General features: G+C 67.5%; 16 protein-coding genes. 6 read left to right on the top strand and 10 right to left on the bottom strand.

The window, feature by feature from the left end:
* Window positions 1–67 precede the first annotated feature (67 nt).
* The gene (locus tag MRS60_RS19195; protein WP_243566419.1) at window positions 68–1303 is read right to left on the bottom strand and encodes a multidrug effflux MFS transporter; all 1236 of its coding nucleotides are present in this window, start codon (window positions 1301–1303) and stop codon (window positions 68–70) included.
* 102 nt (window positions 1304–1405) lie between these two features.
* Between MRS60_RS19195 and MRS60_RS19190 the strand changes: the two genes are divergently transcribed.
* From MRS60_RS19190 to MRS60_RS19170, 5 genes are all read left to right on the top strand, one after another.
* Window positions 1406–2893 (top strand): PLP-dependent aminotransferase family protein, encoded by a 1488-nt coding sequence (locus MRS60_RS19190; protein ID WP_243566418.1) that lies wholly within the window; start codon window positions 1406–1408, stop codon window positions 2891–2893.
* Window positions 2894–3101: 208 nt separating this feature from the next.
* A complete protein-coding gene (locus tag MRS60_RS19185) occupies window positions 3102–4202 on the top strand; it encodes an ABC transporter substrate-binding protein (RefSeq protein ID WP_105389921.1) in 1101 nt (366 codons plus the stop codon).
* Window positions 4203–4302: 100 nt separating this feature from the next.
* A complete protein-coding gene (locus MRS60_RS19180) occupies window positions 4303–6075 on the top strand; it encodes an ABC transporter permease (RefSeq protein WP_034179669.1) in 1773 nt (590 codons plus the stop codon).
* Complete coding sequence (locus MRS60_RS19175; RefSeq protein WP_034179670.1) at window positions 6068–7135, top strand: ABC transporter ATP-binding protein; 1068 nt, start codon at window positions 6068–6070, stop codon at window positions 7133–7135. The genes MRS60_RS19180 and MRS60_RS19175 overlap by 8 nt, the downstream gene beginning before the upstream one ends.
* 173 nt (window positions 7136–7308) lie before the next feature.
* On the top strand, window positions 7309–8400 hold the full coding sequence (locus MRS60_RS19170; protein ID WP_243566417.1) for a porin: 1092 nt from the start codon (window positions 7309–7311) through the stop codon (window positions 8398–8400).
* 148 nt (window positions 8401–8548) lie between these two features.
* Here the strand turns inward: MRS60_RS19170 and MRS60_RS19165 are convergent, their stop codons facing one another.
* Together MRS60_RS19165 and MRS60_RS19160 are read right to left on the bottom strand one after the other, a co-directional pair.
* On the bottom strand, window positions 8549–9511 hold the full coding sequence (locus MRS60_RS19165; protein ID WP_243566416.1) for a quinone oxidoreductase family protein: 963 nt from the start codon (window positions 9509–9511) through the stop codon (window positions 8549–8551).
* A gap of 46 nt (window positions 9512–9557) precedes the next feature.
* Window positions 9558–9809: a hypothetical protein gene (locus tag MRS60_RS19160; protein ID WP_034179673.1), complete on the bottom strand. Its 252-nt coding sequence runs from the start codon at window positions 9807–9809 to the stop codon at window positions 9558–9560.
* Between the two features lie 95 nt (window positions 9810–9904).
* On the opposite strand from MRS60_RS19160, the gene MRS60_RS19155 reads away from it, so the two are divergent.
* A complete protein-coding gene (locus tag MRS60_RS19155) occupies window positions 9905–10714 on the top strand; it encodes an AraC family transcriptional regulator (RefSeq protein WP_243566415.1) in 810 nt (269 codons plus the stop codon).
* Between the two features lie 246 nt (window positions 10715–10960).
* Here MRS60_RS19155 and hpaI read toward each other — a convergent pair whose 3' ends face one another.
* The 7 genes from hpaI to MRS60_RS19120 are packed head-to-tail and all read right to left on the bottom strand — an operon-like array spanning window position 10961 to window position 16867.
* Window positions 10961–11767, bottom strand: a complete 807-nt coding sequence (hpaI, locus tag MRS60_RS19150; RefSeq protein WP_243566414.1) for a 4-hydroxy-2-oxoheptanedioate aldolase — start codon at window positions 11765–11767, stop codon at window positions 10961–10963.
* Window positions 11768–11774: 7 nt separating this feature from the next.
* Window positions 11775–12578 (bottom strand): 2-oxo-hept-4-ene-1,7-dioate hydratase, encoded by an 804-nt coding sequence (hpaH, locus tag MRS60_RS19145; protein ID WP_034179676.1) that lies wholly within the window; start codon window positions 12576–12578, stop codon window positions 11775–11777.
* A gap of 19 nt (window positions 12579–12597) precedes the next feature.
* On the bottom strand, window positions 12598–12990 hold the full coding sequence (locus MRS60_RS19140) for a 5-carboxymethyl-2-hydroxymuconate Delta-isomerase (RefSeq protein WP_034179677.1): 393 nt from the start codon (window positions 12988–12990) through the stop codon (window positions 12598–12600).
* Window positions 12991–13031: 41 nt separating this feature from the next.
* Window positions 13032–13880, bottom strand: a complete 849-nt coding sequence (gene hpaD / locus MRS60_RS19135) for a 3,4-dihydroxyphenylacetate 2,3-dioxygenase (protein WP_243566413.1) — start codon at window positions 13878–13880, stop codon at window positions 13032–13034.
* A 50-nt stretch (window positions 13881–13930) separates the two neighbouring features.
* The gene (gene hpaE, locus MRS60_RS19130) at window positions 13931–15394 is read right to left on the bottom strand and encodes a 5-carboxymethyl-2-hydroxymuconate semialdehyde dehydrogenase (RefSeq protein WP_105389914.1); all 1464 of its coding nucleotides are present in this window, start codon (window positions 15392–15394) and stop codon (window positions 13931–13933) included.
* Between the two features lie 22 nt (window positions 15395–15416).
* Window positions 15417–16181, bottom strand: coding sequence for a fumarylacetoacetate hydrolase family protein (locus tag MRS60_RS19125; protein ID WP_243566412.1), 765 nt, complete (start codon window positions 16179–16181; stop codon window positions 15417–15419).
* Entirely contained in the window at window positions 16178–16867 is a 690-nt protein-coding gene (locus tag MRS60_RS19120) for a fumarylacetoacetate hydrolase family protein (protein ID WP_243566411.1), read from the bottom strand. Before MRS60_RS19120 ends, MRS60_RS19125 begins: the two co-directional genes overlap by 4 nt.
* Between the last annotated feature and the right edge of the window lie 12 nt (window positions 16868–16879).

Genomic DNA, 16879 nt, shown 5'->3' with positions numbered 1-16879 from the left:
CGCCTCGCGGAAACACCGGTTGCGCCGCCCCGGCGAACCCGCAGCGCCCGGGATGGACGACCGCCGCTCATCGCTCGGCAGCGGGACGGCTCCCCGTCGCGAAACGCGAACCGCCGATTACGTTCCGCTCGCGAAGACCGACGACCACCGCCAGGAACGCGACGCTCGCGCCGACCGTGACGGCAATCATCGGGCGGGCCGTACCATCCGACAGCCACGCCAGTACGCCGCCGCACGCGGCCGTGATCGCCATCTGGATAAAGAAGAAGAGTCCGGACGCCGTGCCGGCGATCTTCGTGTACGGCTGCATCACCGCGAACTGGCAGGCCGGAATCGCGATCCCGACGGCGATCATCACGACGAACATCGGCACGACGAGGGCCGCCAGTGCCGTGGGGGCGATCGCACCGCAGCCCCACAGCGCGATGGCGCCGACCAGATTGACGCCGGCCGCCGCCGCGATGACCGAATCGGCTTTCCAGCGGCCGCTGGTCCGCGCGAACACGCTCGAACCGATCAGGTAGCCGAGCACGGTCAGGCCGAAGATCGCGGCATAGACCGGGCCGGACACGCCCATTTGCCGCTGGAACAGCGTCGACGATTCCGCAATGAACGGATAGTACGTGCAGTAGGCGAAGCTGATCGCCAGCGAGTAGCGCAGGAAGCGGCGCTCGCGCAGCAGGCCGGCATATGTCCCCAGGAGCCCGCACCCCCGCGCCGGACGCGCGTCGTTTTCACGGGTCTCGGGCAGGTAGCGCAGCACCATCGCCGTCGCGACCAGCCCGCCCGCCGCCAGCCATCCGAACACGCCGCGCCAGCCGAGCCACTCTGCGACCGCGCTGCCGGCCAGCGGCGCAAGCACCGGCGACAGCGCCATGCCGGCCGAGATGCGACCGAGCATCGTGGCCTGCATCGCGGTCGGAAAGCGCTCGCGCACGATGACGCGCCCAATCACCGTTCCGCTGCAGCCGCCCAGCGCCTGGAAGATCCGTGCGGCAATGATCGCCGGGATGCTGGTCGACAGCGCGCAGGCAACGCTCGCGATCGCGTAAAGGCACAGGCCGCCGAGGAGAACGGGACGGCGGCCGTATCGATCGGACAACGGCCCCGACACCAGCATCGACAGCGCATACCCGACCATGTACAGGGTCAGCGTGAGCTGCAATTGGGCGTCGGTGCCGTGCAGCGCGTCAGCCATCGCAGGCAGCGACGGCAGGTACGCGTCGATCGTGACTCGCGGCAGGCACACGACGAGCATCAACAGGAACAGCCAGCCCCACTGGGGCAAGGAACGCGTCTTCATGCGGTGAGTCCGTCTCCGGTCGAATGGGTGTGGTCGACAGCAATCTAAGGGGAAAGTGATATAAGCTGAAGGACCATTAAATCGACCATCTACTAGACCACTATGCCGCGAGGCAAAGCCGCGATTCCGCTTGATCTGCCGTGCCCTTCCGGGCTGTCGGCCGGCAACCCGCAGTCGAAGCAGGCGTGCATTGCCGACGCGATTCGCGATGCAATCCTGAAGCGCCTGCTTCCCGGCGACAGCTCGCTGCCGTCCAGCCGCACCCTTGCCGCACGCTGGGGCATCGCAAGGGGAACTGTTGAAGCGGCGTACGACCTGCTGTGCTCCGAGGGCTACATCGCACGCACGCGCGGCTCCGGGTCGCGGGTCTGCGCGATGGTGCCCGACAGCTATCTGCGCGCGGCCGCGCAGTCGCGCGACGGCAGCCCCCGCCGCCCCGACGCGTGCCCCGCGCCGGCCGGCGCGACGGATGCGGCCGCGCCGGAACATGGCGTGCGCCCCGGCGTCCCGTTCGTCGCGCGGCTCGCCGATCCCGGCCTGATGCCGATGCAGCAATGGAAGAAGGCGCTCGGGGCAAGCCTGCTTGCCGCGACGGCGAACGACCTCGGTGCGACGCCTGCGCAAGGCGTCGAAAGCCTGCGCGCCGAAATCGCCGCGTACCTGCGGGAATACCGCGGCATCCCGTGCGACGCCGGCGACATCTTCATCACGACCGGCATCCGGCATTCGATCGACCTCGTCGCGCGAACGCTGCTTACGCCCGGCTCGACTGTGCTGATGGAAGATCCCGGCTATGCGTCGGCCTGGCAGATTTTCACGATGGCTGGTGCGACCGTGATCGACGTGCCGGTCGATCGGGAAGGGATCGACACGTCGTCGCTGGATCGCCATCCCGATGCGCGCGCGGCGTACGTGACGCCCGCCCATCAGGCGCCGCTCGGCGTCACGATGTCGGTGTCGCGCCGGCTCGAACTGCTCGACTGGGCGCAGCGCAACCGGGCATGGATCATCGAGGACGACTACGACGGTGAGTTCAGCTACCAGGCCGCTCCGCTACCGGCGCTGAAATCGCTCGACGCATGCGATCGCGTGATCTACTGCGGCTCATTCAACAAGACGCTGTTCTCGGGGCTGCGCATCGGCTTCATGGTCGTGCCGGCGGAACTGCGGCCAATGCTGTCGGCCGTGTGGCACGCGACCGCGCGCTCCGTCGGCGTGGCGCCCCAGCTCGCGCTGGCCCGCTTCATCGCGCACGGCGATTTCGCGAAGCACCTGCGCGCCAGCCGCCACGCGTATCGCCAGCGGCGCGACATCGTGCTCGACCAGTTGGCGAAGCACGCCGGCGGGCGGTACACGGTGTCCGGCGAGCACGCCGGATTTCATTTCGTGCTGTGGCTGCCGCCCGGGGTGGACGACGCATCGTACGTCGCGCAGGCCCACGCGGCCGGCGTCGAATTGCAGACGATCCGCGGATTCTGCCGAAGCGCCGAGTGCGAAGCGGGCGTCGTCGTCGGGTATTCGGCACTGACGACCGCGCACGCGCGGCATGGCGGCCGGATCCTCGGCAAGCTGCTGGCGCAACCCGCATGACCGTCATCGCCGCGTCCCGCGGCGACTCGCTTCCCTCTCCATCGAACCACCCCGCGCGCCGCAAAAACCGCGGCCGCCGCCGTTTCGACCTCGGGAAATCCATGACACAAAGGACGCGATTGTGAACAGGAATGAAAGCAGGCTGAAAGTGCCTCGCAATTAACATCCGCGTCACTCGAACAACATCTATGGGTAACTGGAGGAAGACATGCCGTTTGCACCGAAACACCTCGCCGCCGCGCTGGCGATCGTCCTGGGCACTGCCGCCGGCAGCGCCGTCGCGCAGGTTCCGGCCGGGTATCCGGGTAACTACCAGGGCGTGATCGACGCCGCGAAGAAGGAAGGCAAGCTGATCGTCTACTCGACGACCGACACGGGCCTCGTGCGTCCGCTGATCAAGGACTTCGAAAGCGTGTACGGCGTCAAGGTCGAGTACAACGACATGAACAGCACCGAGCTGTACAACCGCTACATCAGCGAAAACGCGGCGAGCAGCACCAGCGCCGACGTGCTGTGGAGCTCGGCGATGGACCTGCAGGTCAAGCTCGTCAACGACGGCCTGATGGCGTCCTACGATTCGCCGGAAAGCCCGAACGTGCCGCAATGGGCGCAATACCAGAAGCAGGCGTACGGCACGACCTTCGAGCCGCTCGCGATCGTCTACAACAAGCGCCTGATCCCCGAGAACGAAGTGCCGACGACGCGCGCGGACCTGATCAAGCTGCTCACCACGCAGGCCGACAAGTTCAAGGGCAAGGTCACGACCTACGACATCGAGAAATCGGGCGTCGGCTTCAACTACCTGACGCAGGACGCGCACGTGAACGAGAAGGTCACGTGGGAACTCGTGAAGGCGATCGGCGCGACCGGCCCGAAGCTGCAGTCGAGCACGGGCGCGATGATGGAGCGGATCTCGTCGGGCGAGAACCTGATCGGCTACAACATCATCGGTTCGTATGCGTACGCGAAGGCGAAGAAGGACAAGTCGATCGGCTATGTGTTTCCGAAAGACTACACGCAGGTCGTGAGCCGCCTCGCGACGATCTCGAAGAAGGCGAAGAACCCGAACGCCGCGAAGCTGTGGGTCGACTACCTGCTGTCGAAGCGCGGCCAGACGCTGATCGCGAACCAGGCGAACCTGTACGCGATCCGCGCGGACGTCACGGGCGAAACGTCGGCGGCGAGCCTGTCGAAGGAGCTCGGCGATTCGCTGAAGCCGATCCAGATCGGCACCGGCCTGCTCGTCTATCTCGACCAGTCGAAGCGCCTTGCCTTCCTGAAGCAATGGCAGCAGGCGATCAAGCGCTGATCCGCTGACAGCGGGCCGCCCGCCGCACATCGCGCGGGCGGCCGCTTCCCCTTACCGACTTCCTAGAGGCGGCCATCCGGATGGCCGCAGGGGCGAACTCATGCTTTCAACCAGCACACGCGGAACGGCGCCGGCCGTTGCGCCCACCACCGGCCAGGGCGGCGCGATTCCCGCGCTGCCGGTCAACCGCCTGCAGCCGCTCGCCGGCATGCTGCGCTGGATCGTCGTCGCGGTACTGACCGTCGCGGTCGCGCTGCCGCTCGGCTTCATCCTGTTCCAGAGCCTGCTGTCCGCGCCGTTCTTCGACGCGAACAAGACGCTCGGCATCGAAGGTTTCCGCTTCATCTTCAGCGATCCCGACTTCTGGTCGGCCGTGAAGAACTCGTTCATCATCGCCGGCGGGATGCTGTTCATCTCGATCCCGCTCGGCGGCATCCTCGCGTTCCTGATGGTGCGCACCGACCTGCCCGGCCGCCGCTGGCTCGAACCGCTGCTGCTCACGCCCGTGTTCGTGTCGCCGATGGTGCTCGCGTTCGGCTATGTGGTCGCGGCCGGCCCGGTCGGCTTCTACTCGGTGTGGTTCAAGGAACTGTTCGGGGTGCAAAACGTGCCCTGGAACGTGTATTCGATCTTCGCGATCACGGTGATCGTCGGCCTCACGCACGTGCCGCACGTGTATCTGTATTCGTCGGCCGCGCTGCGCAACCTCGGCTCGGACGTCGAGGAAGCCGCGCGCGTGACGGGCGCCCGCCCGTTCCGCGTCGCGCTCGACGTGAGCCTGCCGATGACGATGCCCGCGCTGCTGTTCGCCGGCGTGCTGGTGTTCTTCCTCGGCTTCGAGGTGTTCGGGCTGCCGCTCGTGCTCGGCGATCCGGAAGGCCACCTCGTGCTCGCGACCTACCTGTACAAGCTGACCAACAAGCTCGGCGTGCCGTCGTATCACCTGATGGCCGCGGTCGCGGTGTGCATCGTCGCGATCACGTTCCCGCTCGTGCTGCTGCAGCGCCGCCTGTTGAAGACCGCGAACCGCTTCGTCACGGTGAAGGGCAAGGCGGGCCGCGCGACGGTGCTGCCGCTCGGCGTATGGCGCTGGGTCGCGCTCGCGATCGTCGCGCTGTGGCTGATGCTGACCGTGATCGTGCCGATCTCGGGCATCGTGCTGCGTGCGTTCGTGACCAACTGGGGCGAAGGCGTCGCGCTCGCCGAGGTGCTGACGCTGGCGAACTTCATCGAGCTGTTCGAGCAGGACAACCTGGTGCGCGCAATCGTCAACACGCTCGGCATCGGCGTGATCGGCGGTGCGCTCGCGGTCGGCTTCTACTCGCTCGTCGCGTTCGCCGGCCACCGCCGCCCCGACTGGGCGACCAAGCTGCTCGACTATCTGGTGCTACTGCCGCGCGCGGTGCCGGGCCTGCTCGCCGGTCTCGCGTTCCTGTGGATCTTCCTGTTCGTCCCCGGCCTGCGCGAGCTGAAGAACTCGATGTGGAGCATCTGGATCGCGTACACGGTCGTATGGCTCGCGTACGGGATGCGGCTCATCCAGAGCGCGCTGCTGCAGGTCGGCCCCGAACTCGAGGAAGCCGGCCGCAGCGTCGGCGCGACGCGCAGCCGCGTGTCGCTCGACGTGACGCTGCCGCTCGTGCGCTTCGGCCTGCTCGCCGCGTGGCTGCTGATCTTCATGATCTTCGAGCGCGAATACTCGACGGCCGTCTACCTGCTGTCGCCCGGCACCGAAGTGATCGGCGCGCTGCTCGTGTCGCTGTGGGCGACCGGCGCCGTCGACCAGGTCGCCGCGCTTTCTGTCATCAACATCGCGATGGTCGGCGCCGGTCTCGGCGTGGCCCTGCGCTTCGGAGTGAAACTTCATGGATAAGCTCATCGTCGACGATCTGCATCTCAGCTACGGCGCCAATCCGATCCTCAAGGGCGTGTCGTTCGAACTGAAGGCCGGCGAAGTCGTGTGCCTGCTCGGCGCATCGGGCAGCGGCAAGACCACGCTGCTGCGCGCGGTGGCCGGCCTCGAACAGCCGTCCGACGGCCGCATCCAGCTCGACGACCGCGTGTTCTTCGACGGTGCGAAGCGCGTCGACCTGCCCGTCGAGCAGCGCTCGCTCGGCCTCGTGTTCCAGTCGTACGCGCTGTGGCCGCACCGCACCGTCGCCGAGAACGTCGGCTACGGGCTGAAGCTGCGCCGCGTCGCACCCGCCGAACAGAAGCGCCGCGTGCAGACCGCGCTCGACCAGCTCGGCCTCGGCCATCTCGCGGAACGCTTTCCGCATCAGTTGTCGGGCGGCCAGCAGCAGCGCGTCGCGATCGCGCGCGCGCTCGTCTACAACCCGCCGGTGATCCTGCTCGACGAGCCGCTGTCGAACCTCGACGCGAAGCTGCGCGAGGAAGCGCGCGCGTGGCTGCGCGAACTGATCGTGTCGCTCGGGCTGTCGGCACTGTGCGTGACGCACGACCAGACCGAAGCGATGGCGATGTCCGACCGCATCCTGCTGCTGCGCAACGGCCGCATCGAGCAGGAAGGCACGCCGGCCGAGCTGTACGGCGCGCCGCGCTCGCTGTACACGGCCGAATTCATGGGCAGCAACAACCGGATCGACGCGCGCGTCGCCGCGATCGACGGCGAATGCGTGACGCTCGCCGGCGACGGCTGGGAGCTGCGCGCGCTCGCGCGCGACACGTTCGCGCCGGGCCAGGACGCGCAGGCCGTGATCCGCCTCGAGCGCGTGCAGGTCGCCGACGGCCCGGGCGCGAACCGGCTGCAGGCCGACCTCGTCACGTCGATGTATCTCGGCGACCGCTGGGAATACCTGTTCCATTGCGGCGACATGCGCCTGCGTGCGTTCGGTCACGTGCCGCGCGCGGCCGGCAAGCACTGGCTCGAATTCCCGACCAACGACTGCTGGGCGTTCGCGAAAGCGGGCTGACCCGATCGCGGCGGCCCGCGCGCCGCCGCGCCTGCGCACCGCGCGCCGCGCACCGCGCATGTCGCGCCATGCGACGACATGCAGGTCCGGCGGACGTCTTGCGGCGTCCGCCGCGGCTCGTTGCGCGCAGCACCTGTTTCACCCAACCCACAAGAACCAAGGAGACACCGTCAATGAAGTCACGCGCAGAACGTTCGATTCGCACAGTAGTCCTCACAAGCTCGGCCGCCGCGGCCTGCATCGCCGCCCCCGCCGCGCACGCGCAGTCGTCCGTCACGATGTACGGGATCATGGATGCCGGCATCGAATACACGAACCACGCGGCGCCGCAGGGCGGCAACTCGTTCAAGCTGAAGTCCGGCAACAAGAACACGTCGCGCTGGGGCTTGCGCGGCGTCGAGGATCTCGGCGGCGGGCTGAAGGCGATCTTCCGCCTCGAAAGCGGGATCGATCTCGCGAACGGCGCCTTCGACGACGGCCCCGACTCGATCTTCGCGCGCCGCGCGACGGTCGGCCTGAAAGGCAAATGGGGCGAGCTGTCGCTCGGCCGCAACTTCACCGTCACCTACGACTACATGCTGCCGTTCGACCCGATGGGTTACTCGCAGAACTACTCGTGGGCGACCTCGTCGATGGCGACGGGCGGCCGCAAGGACGGCCTGTTCACGCGCTCGTCGAATGCGGTGCGCTACGACGGCGAATTCAGCGGCTTCAAGTTCGGCGCGCTGTACGGCTTCGGCAACGTGCCGGGCAGCGTGAAGACCAGCTCGAAATATGATTTCGCGCTCGGCTACGAGACCGGCCCGTTCGCGGCGGTGGTCACGTTCGACCGGCAGAACGGCGCGGCCGACAGCGTCACGCCGGCTGATACGGTCAACTACATCCAGGGCATCCACGCTGGCCTGAGCTACGACTTCGGCAACCTGAAGACGATGGCGGGTTACCGCAATTACAAGCGCACGTTCCACACGACGGCAGCAAACCAGCTGAGCGATATGGTTTGGGTCGGCGGGTCGTATCAGTTCACGCCGGCGTTCTCGCTGATCGCGGCCGTCTATCACCAGAACATCAAGGGCGGCACCGACGCCGATCCGACGCTCGTGTCGCTGCGTGCGAACTACGCGCTGTCGAAGCGCACGGTGCTGTACGCGGCCGGCGCGTTGGCGATCGCGAAGCACGACCAGAAGGTCGGCGTGTCGCGCGATTTCGCGGGATACGGCACGACGCAGGTTGGTGTAACGGCGGGGATTCAGCAGCGGTTCTGAGCCTGATGCGGCGGGTGGCGACGGGTGTGTTTCGCCCGCGACCGCCCTGCTTTCCCCGCATGCGCGGCGGCATCACGACGGATAGCCGGTTGTCGCCGCGCAGCTCGTTCATCGCGCCGAGCCAGCCCCGCTGCGGTTCGGTCGCCGTTCACTCGCCGCGCATCGTGAACACCGTGCGCACGAGACTGTCTGTATCGCCCCAGTGTTCGCCGACAGCCGACAACGGCACGGTGCGCGTCTCGATCGCCAGCCGCGCAGGCCCGGCCGCGTCGAACACGCCGCGCACGGAGTCCAGCAAACGCGGCAGCGGCACGCTGCCGAGGCCGCTGCCCATCAATTCGATTGCGGTTGCGCGCAGCACCGCGCCCGGCAGCAGCACGTCCGCGCCGCCGATCGAGCCGATCTGCACGAAACGCAGCCGGCGGCCATCGGGCGTCGCCTTCGCCGCGGCAACCAGCAGCGTCTGCGCGCTGGCACCCCACAGATAGTCGAGCACGACATCCACGCCCGCGCGCAAATGCGGTTCGAGCGCACGCGCCAGATGCGCGTCGTCCTGCTGCAGCGACACGACGGCGTCCGCGCCGGCGTTCAGCAAAGCGTCCAGCGCGGCCGCGTTGCGGCCTGTCGCGATCACCTTCGCGGCGCCGAGATGCTTCGCGATCCGCACCGCGAGCCGGCCCGACGTACCCGTTGCGCCGTTGACGAGCACCGTCTCGCCCGCGACGAGCCGCGCGCGTTCGGTCAGCGCGGCCCACGACGACATCCCGGGAATCGCGATCGCCGCGGCCGTGACGTCGTCGAGCCCTTCCGGCAGCGGCACGCACTGCGTGTCGGGCGCGATCGTGCGCTCGGCCATCGCGCCGAACGGCGCGGGGGCGCCGAAGAAATAGACGCGCTGCCCGTCGTCGCGACGGCCCACGCCGTCGACGCCGACGACGAACGGATAACGGCGATCCGACGAGTAATGCGTGCCGGACGCGCGCCCCTGCGCGATCCGGCTCAGCGCGGACGCCGCCACGTCGATCAGACTGTGGCCCGGCATCGCGCGCGGCGGTTCGAATTCCATATGGACGGGGCGCTCGCCGGCGCCCTTCACGACTGCGGCTTTCATGGTGGCTCCTTGAATCGGGGATCTCGATAGACGGTTTCGGCTGACGTCAGCGTGCGTCGAGCCACGCGCGCAGCGCCGGATCACGCACTTCCATCACGTCGAACAGGCCGAGCGCGCGCAGCGCGGGCAACGCATCGATCGCGTCGGCTTCCGCGCGGGCCCGGTCGGCGGGCGTGGCGCCGGGATCGGTCAGCACGCGCGCGTTGACCAGAAACGCGCCGACGGTGCCCTTGCGGATCGTCGTTCCGCCGGCATCGATCCGGTCGGCATGGTCGGGAAGCATCTGTTCGGCTCGCATCGTGTCGTACTCCGGTTGTCATCGATGGACGCAGTGTAGGCGTGCGAAGCCGTCCGATCTCCGGTATAACAGCCATTCGATACCGCTATCCGGCCATGTCCGATCCGCTCCTGCCCGCCCGATTCATCACGTCCGACGACGGCCCGTTCGTCGTCGCCGCCGCCCTGTCGCAACGCGACCCGCGCGTGACCGCGCCGCACTCGCATGCGCGCGGCCAGCTCGTCGGTGCGCTGAGCGGGCTGCTGACGATCGGTCTCGACGACCAGGAGTGGGTCGTGCCGGCGATCCACGCGATCTGGATTCCGCCGCATTGCCGGCATTCGCTGCGCTCGTTCGGGCCGATTTCCGGCTGGTCGGCATTCGTCGCCGAAGCGCGCTGCGCGGAGTTGCCGGATACGCCGCGCGCGATCCGTGCGTCGCCGCTGCTGCGGGAAGCGGTACAGCGCGCCGCGAGCTGGGACGGGTCGGAACTGAATGACGCCCAGACGCGGATCGCCGATGTGATCCTCGATGAAATCGCTGCTTCGGAAGTCGAATCGCTGAGTCTCGCGCGGCCTCGCGACGCACGGCTCGTGCGTATCACCGACGCGCTCGCCACGAACCTCGCGGACAACCGGCGGCTGGAGGAATGGGCCGAATGGGCCGGCATCAGCGCACGAACGATGAGCCGCCGCTTCGTCGCCGAGACGGGGCTGACGTTTGCCCAGTGGCGTCAGCAGGCAAGGTTGCTGCGAGCGCTGGAGAAAATCGCCGACGGCGTGCCGGTGACGACGATCGCGCTCGATCTCGGGTACGACAACGTGAGCGCGTTCATCGACATGTTCCGGCGGGCGCTGGGGACGACGCCGGGAAAGTATTTGGAAGCGGGAACATCAGAAGTCAGGATAACTAGAAGTCAGTCGTAACCCATCCCCAAGGCTTGCGCCTGCGCACTCAATTCCGCCATCACATCCGCGATCGCTTGATCGCATTCTGCCCCGCAACGCGTCAGGACAACGGCGCGGACACGTCGACGAGCCGCCGCACCGCGATATGGGATCGCATTCAATTCAAGCGATGTCAGCCGGTCCCTTTGCGAAACCTTTTGCCAATTCCCCGATTCGTCAGGTAGTGCGTCTGCGTTGCGTGGCATATCTGTCGCCGCCCCTCGCTCAATACGTCGTGTCACCATTCTTTTCCGTCGGTCGGGATACCCCCTTGAACTGCGCCGCCAACCGCTCTGCACTCCTCGCCAGCAGCGTCGTATCGACCCCGACCGCGACGAACAGCGCACCCGCTTCGAGATACCGCCGCGCCGCCGCCTCATCCGCACTCAGAATCCCCGGCGCCTTGCCGGCCGCCTTGATCGTCCGGATCGCGCCGTCGATCGCCGCCTGCACGTCCGGGTGCCCCGGATTGCCGAGATGCCCGAGATCGGCCGCCAGATCGGCCGGCCCGATGAACACGCCGTCGACGCCGTCGACGCACGCAATCGCGTCGGTCGCATCGAGCCCCGCGCGCGTCTCGACCTGCACGAGCACGGCCATCTCGTCGTTAGCGCGATGCAGGTAGTCGCCGACGCGATTCCATCGCGACGCGCGCGCCAGCGCGCTGCCGACGCCGCGAATCCCGTGCGGCGGGTAACGCGTCGCGGCAACGGCTGCGCGCGCTTCGTCGGCGCTCTGCACCATCGGCACCAGCAGCGTCTGCGCGCCGAGATCGAGCACCTGCTTGACGATCACCGGATCGTTCCACGGCACGCGCACGACCGGGTGCGACGGATACGGCGCGATCGCCTGCAGTTGCGCGAGGATCGTCGGCACCGTGTTCGGCGCGTGCTCGCCGTCGATCAGCAGCCAGTCGAAACCGGCACCCGCGACGACTTCGGCGCTGTACGGGTTTGCCAGCCCGAGCCACAGACCGACCTGCGCATCGCCGCGCGCGAGCGCGGCCTTGAAGACATTCGAAGGAATCTGCATCGCTCGCTCACTCGAAGTAGCACTGGATCGTCCCGAGCGGGCCGTAGTCGACGCTGAACGTGTCGCCCGGCCGCGCCGCGCACGGCCGCGTGAACGAGCCGCCGAGCACGATCTGCCCGGGTTCCAGCGCGACGTCGAAACGCGACAGACGATTCGCGAGCCACGCGACGCCGTTCGCCGGATGATTCAGCACGCCGGCCGCGACGCCCGTTTCCTCGACCACGCCGTTGCGCGACATGATCGCCGCGACCCAGCGCAGGTCGACGTCGTGCGGCTTCACCGGCCTGCCGCCGATCACGACGCCTGCGTTCGCCGCGTTGTCGGCGATCGTGTCGAACACCTTGCGCGGCCGTTTCGTATCGGGGTCGATCGACTGGCTGCGCGCGTCGATGATCTCGAGCGCGGGCACGACGTAATCGACCGCGTCGTACACGTCGAAGATCGTGCAGTTCGGGCCCGAAAGCCGCTTGCCGAGCACGAACGCAAGTTCGACCTCGACGCGCGGCACGATGAAACGGCCGGTCGGGATCGTGCCGCCGTCCGCGAAGAACATGTCGTCGAGCAGCGCGCCGTAGTCGGGTTCGTCGATCTGCGACGTGTTCTGCATCGCCTTCGATGTGAGGCCGATCTTGTGCCCCTTCAGCGTGCGGCCTTCCGCGAGCTTGAGGGTCACCCACGCGCGCTGGATCGCGTATGCGTCGTCGATCGTGATGTCGGGATGGTCGAGCGAAATCTGGCGGATCTGCTTGCGCTCGCGCTCGGCGTCGTGCAGACGTTGCGCGAGCTGGTCGATGATGGCGGTTTCGAGCATGGTCGGATCGGGAATGGGGTCAGCCGGCTCGCTTGTAGCGGGCGTGGATGTTGTTGTGCTTGTACGAGCCGCTTTCGCTGAACTCGGTCAGCTCCATCGACAGCGCGAGATAGCGTTTCGCGTACAGCTCGGCGAAATGGGCCTTGATCGCGTCGAACAGCGCATCGCACGCGGCTTTCTTCGTGTCGTCGCTGCGGCCCGAGCCGATCTTCAGCGTCACGTGGACGAACGCGTCGTCCTCCGTGCCGTCGGCGACGCAGTAGTCCTGCAGTTCGATCGCGCGCGAGCGGATGCCGCCGGTCGGGAACACGCCGCCCTGCGCGATCAGCGTCGCGTTGATCGTGCGCAGCAGCGCGGGAATGCGCGCGTCGTCGCGGATGTTCGCGGTGTATTCGACGACGATGTGGGGCATGGCAAGTCTCCGGTCGGATGTTTGATGCGGGACCGCGGCGTTCAGGGCAGCGGGAAGATCGCGTTGATCTGCCCGGTGCCCGAACTCGCGAAATAGTCGGTGACGATCTCGACGGGTTTGTCGTAACGATCCCAGCCGAGCAGGCCGAGCAGCATCGCCGTGTCGTGCATGCCGCCTTCGCCGTGGCAATGCGTGTTGTACTCGGGCAGCATCGCGCAGAAGGTCTTGAAATCGCCCTGCTTCCACAGCTCGACCACGCGCAGGTCGACTTGCCGGAAGAATTCGCGGCTGATCTGGTGGATCGATTCCTCGGGGCTGCCGTTGTCGTTGAAGCGATGCGACAGCGAACCGCTCGCAAGGAACGCGACGTTCGAATCGCTTTTCTCGATCGCTTCGAGCAGCGCCTCGCCGAAGCGCCGGCTTTCGTCGAGCGTGTGCCACATGCACCAGCCGGCGATCGACACGACCTTGAAGTGCTGGTCGCCGTTCATGTAGCGCATCGGCACGAGCGTGCCGTATTCGAGTTCGAGGCTGTCGATCTCGTGTGCGCGCGTCGCGATCCCGCGTGCGCTGGCCGTCTCGGCGATCAGCCGGCCGAGCGCCGGATTGCCCGGATACGCGTACTGCATGTCGCGGATGAAATGCGGCAGCTCGTTGCTCGTGTACGTGCCGGCGAACCGCGCATTGCAGTTCACGTGATAACCCGCGTTGACGAGCCAGTGCACGTCCGACACGACGATCGTGTCGACGCCGAGCGCACGGCAGCGCTCGCCGATCAGTTGATGGCCGCGGATCGCCGCTTCGCGGCAGCCGTGATGCCTGCCGGGCATTTCCGACAGGTACATCGACGGCACGTGCGTGATTTTCGCGGCGAGGGACAGTTTGCCCATCGTTCAAGTCTCCATATCGTTCGTGCTTCCGGCGAAACGACCCGCGCCCGTTACACGCCCCAGCGCGGAATGTGATGCGAACCCATCGAGATGCACACGTTCTTGATCTCCGCGAACACTTCGAAACTGTACTCGCCGCCCTCGCGCCCGGTGCCCGACTCTTTCACGCCGCCGAACGGCTGGCGCAGGTCGCGCACGTTCTGGCTGTTCACGAACACCATCCCGGCCTCGATGCCGCGCGCGAGGCGATGCACCTTGCCGACGTCCTGCGTCCAGATGTACGACGCGAGGCCGTACGACGTGTCGTTCGCGAGCCGCAGCCCTTCTTCCTCGTCCTCGAACGGGATCAGGCACGCGACCGGCCCGAAGATTTCTTCCTGCGCGATGCGCATCCGGTTGTCGACGTCGGCGAACACGGTCGGCCGCACGAAGTTGCCGTTGCGCAGATGGTCGGGCAGGCCCGCCGGCTTGTCCGAACCGCCCGCGACCACGCGCGCGCCTTCCTGCTCGCCGATGCGGATATAGCCCGTCACCTTCTCCCAGTGCTGGCGCGTGATCATCGCGCCAAGCTGCGTGGCCGGATCGGACGGATCGCCGACCACCAGGTTGTTCGCGCGGCGCGAAAATTCCTGCACGAAGCGGTCGTAGATCGTGCGCTGCACGAAGATCCGCGAGCCCGCGGTGCAGCGTTCGCCGTTGATCGAGAAGATCGTGAACAGCGACGCATCGAGTGCACGATCGAAATCCGCGTCGTCGAAAATCAGCACCGGCGACTTGCCGCCGAGTTCCATCGAATACTTCTTGAGGCCCGCGCGCTCCATGATCCGCTTGCCCGTGACCGTGCCGCCGGTGAACGACACCGCACGCACGTCCGGATGCCGCACGAGCGCGTCGCCGGCGGTCGCGCCGTAGCCCTGCACGACGTTCAGCACGCCGGGCGGAATGCCGGCTTCGAGCGCGAGCCGGCCGAGCTGGTCGGCCGTCAGCGGCGACAGCTCCGACATCTTCAGCACGGCCGTGTTGCCGAGTGCGAGGCACGGCGCCGTCTTCCAGGTGGCCGTCATGAACGGCACGTTCCACGGCGACACCAGCGCGCACACGCCGACCGGCTGGTACAGCGTGTAGTTCAGCATCTGGTCGTCGACCGGATAGGTGCGCCCGTTCATCTGCACGCACACTTCCGCGAAGAAGTTGAAGTTCTCGGATGCGCGCGGAATCAGCTGCTTGCTCGTCTGCGCGATCGGCAGGCCGGTGTCCTGCGTCTCCAGCGCCGCGAGCATCGGCACGTTCTTCTCGATCAGCTCGCCGAGCTTGCGCATCAGCTTCGCGCGCTCCTTCGCGGGCGTATTCGCCCATTTCGGGAATGCTTCCTTCGCCGCGCGCACGGCCGCGTCGACTTCGGCCTCGCCGGCCGACGCGACGTCGGTGATCACGTCGCCCGTCGCGGGATTCAGCGTCGTGAAGGTCTCACGGCTCTCGACTTCGCGGCCGTCGATCCAGTGCTTGATGGTCATGGGTTCTCCTTGGGCGACGGGCTCAGCCGGCGCGATAGTAGTCCGCTTCGGCGACGATCGTGTTCACGAGCCGGCCGATCCCTTCGATTTCTGTCACGACCTCGTCGCCCGGCTGCGTGTCCGCCAGCCCCTCGGGCGTGCCGGTCAGGATCAGGTCGCCCGGTGAGAGCGTCATGAAGCTGCTGATGTGCTCGATCAGCGCCGGCACGTCGAAGATCATGTCGCGCGTGCTGCCGCGCTGCGTCTCCCGGCCGTTCACGGTCGTGCGCAGCATGAGGCCGCCCGCGTCGCCGATCTCGTCGCGGCTGACGAACCACGGCCCGAGCGGCGTGCAGGTGTCGCGGTTCTTCACGCGCAGGTTCGGGCGGTAGTAGTTCTCGAGATAGTCGCGGATCGCGTAGTCGTTCGCGACCGTATAGCCGGCCACATAGTCGATCGCCTGCGCGCGGCTCACGTTGCGCGCGGGCCGGCCGATCACGACGGCCAGCTCGCACTCGTAGTGCATGTGGGTGGCATCCGCCGGACGCACCGTGAGCGACCGGTGGCCGATGAACGTGTTCGGCCCCTTCAGGAAGATCAGCGGCTCGCTCGGCGCGTTGAACGCGAGTTCCTTCGCGTGGTCGGCGTAGTTGAGGCCGAGCGCGAACGTCGTGCGCGGCGCGACGGACGGCAACCATGCGACCGTCTCCTCGGCAACCACGCGCCCGGTATCGAGGCGGATCGCGCCGTCGCCGGCCGGCTCGGCCGCATGCAGTGCGCCGTTGTAGATCACGCGCGCCGTCTTCATCGTGTCTCCTCAGCAATCAGCGTATGCCGCAGCGTGCCGATGCCGGCCGCGGCGATCTCGATCGTGCTGCCCGCGCGGGCGCGCGGTGCGCCGCCGGCGACGCCGAGCAGCAACACATCGCCCGCGTCGAACGACATGAACGCCGTCACGTCGGCGATCAGTTCGCGCACCGGGCGAATCAGCGTCGAAGTCGACGCCGATGCGGCCACCGCGCCGTCGATCCGCACGGTCAGTGCGAGCGCGTCGACATCGGCCAGTGCCGCAGCCGGCACGATCGCCGGGCCCAGCGGGCAGAAACCGTCGCGACACTTGAAGCGCACGGCCGGACGGTAGTAATCGGGATGCGGCACCGACACGTCGCTCGCGAGCGTGAAACCGTGCACGCAGTCGAGCGCCTGCGCGGCCGGCACGTGCGTGGCACGCCGGGCGAACACGACGGCCACCGACGCACCGATCTCCAGCGCGTCGACGCCGGCCGGCACGACGACGGCCGCGCCGTCGGCCGCATGCGTGTTGGCCGGCTTGATGTAAAGGATCGGTGCCTGCGGCGGGCGGCCGTAAGGCGGTGCGTTCACCGCATCGCCGAGCGCGTCGAGCGCTGCGCGCTCATTCAGCAGCGCACCGTAGACGGTACCGATGGCAACCGGCAACGGCGGCGCCGCGGCGGTCGTGCAAGACAGCTCCATGCGTCATTCCCC

It is taken from the genome of Burkholderia pyrrocinia (genome assembly GCF_022809715.1).
GTDB classification, from domain to species: domain Bacteria; phylum Pseudomonadota; class Gammaproteobacteria; order Burkholderiales; family Burkholderiaceae; genus Burkholderia; species Burkholderia pyrrocinia_C.
Note: the sequence above shows the minus strand (reverse complement) of the source record. Positions and strands in the feature narration are given on the sequence as shown.

Coding starts and splice junctions, on each gene's coding strand:
- hpaE (WP_105389914.1), bottom strand. CDS start 15,394: ATGACCATCAAGCACTGGATCGACGGCCGCGAAGTCGAGAGCCGTGAG.
- MRS60_RS19195 (WP_243566419.1), bottom strand. CDS start 1,303: ATGAAGACGCGTTCCTTGCCCCAGTGGGGCTGGCTGTTCCTGTTGATG.
- MRS60_RS19155 (WP_243566415.1), top strand. CDS start 9,905: ATGTCCGATCCGCTCCTGCCCGCCCGATTCATCACGTCCGACGACGGC.
- MRS60_RS19185 (WP_105389921.1), top strand. CDS start 3,102: ATGCCGTTTGCACCGAAACACCTCGCCGCCGCGCTGGCGATCGTCCTG.
- MRS60_RS19165 (WP_243566416.1), bottom strand. CDS start 9,511: ATGAAAGCCGCAGTCGTGAAGGGCGCCGGCGAGCGCCCCGTCCATATG.
- MRS60_RS19190 (WP_243566418.1), top strand. CDS start 1,406: ATGCCGCGAGGCAAAGCCGCGATTCCGCTTGATCTGCCGTGCCCTTCC.
- MRS60_RS19125 (WP_243566412.1), bottom strand. CDS start 16,181: ATGAAGACGGCGCGCGTGATCTACAACGGCGCACTGCATGCGGCCGAG.
- MRS60_RS19170 (WP_243566417.1), top strand. CDS start 7,309: ATGAAGTCACGCGCAGAACGTTCGATTCGCACAGTAGTCCTCACAAGC.
- hpaI (WP_243566414.1), bottom strand. CDS start 11,767: ATGCAGATTCCTTCGAATGTCTTCAAGGCCGCGCTCGCGCGCGGCGAT.
- hpaD (WP_243566413.1), bottom strand. CDS start 13,880: ATGGGCAAACTGTCCCTCGCCGCGAAAATCACGCACGTGCCGTCGATG.
- MRS60_RS19160 (WP_034179673.1), bottom strand. CDS start 9,809: ATGCGAGCCGAACAGATGCTTCCCGACCATGCCGACCGGATCGATGCC.
- MRS60_RS19175 (WP_034179670.1), top strand. CDS start 6,068: ATGGATAAGCTCATCGTCGACGATCTGCATCTCAGCTACGGCGCCAAT.
- hpaH (WP_034179676.1), bottom strand. CDS start 12,578: ATGCTCGAAACCGCCATCATCGACCAGCTCGCGCAACGTCTGCACGAC.
- MRS60_RS19120 (WP_243566411.1), bottom strand. CDS start 16,867: ATGGAGCTGTCTTGCACGACCGCCGCGGCGCCGCCGTTGCCGGTTGCC.
- MRS60_RS19180 (WP_034179669.1), top strand. CDS start 4,303: ATGCTTTCAACCAGCACACGCGGAACGGCGCCGGCCGTTGCGCCCACC.
- MRS60_RS19140 (WP_034179677.1), bottom strand. CDS start 12,990: ATGCCCCACATCGTCGTCGAATACACCGCGAACATCCGCGACGACGCG.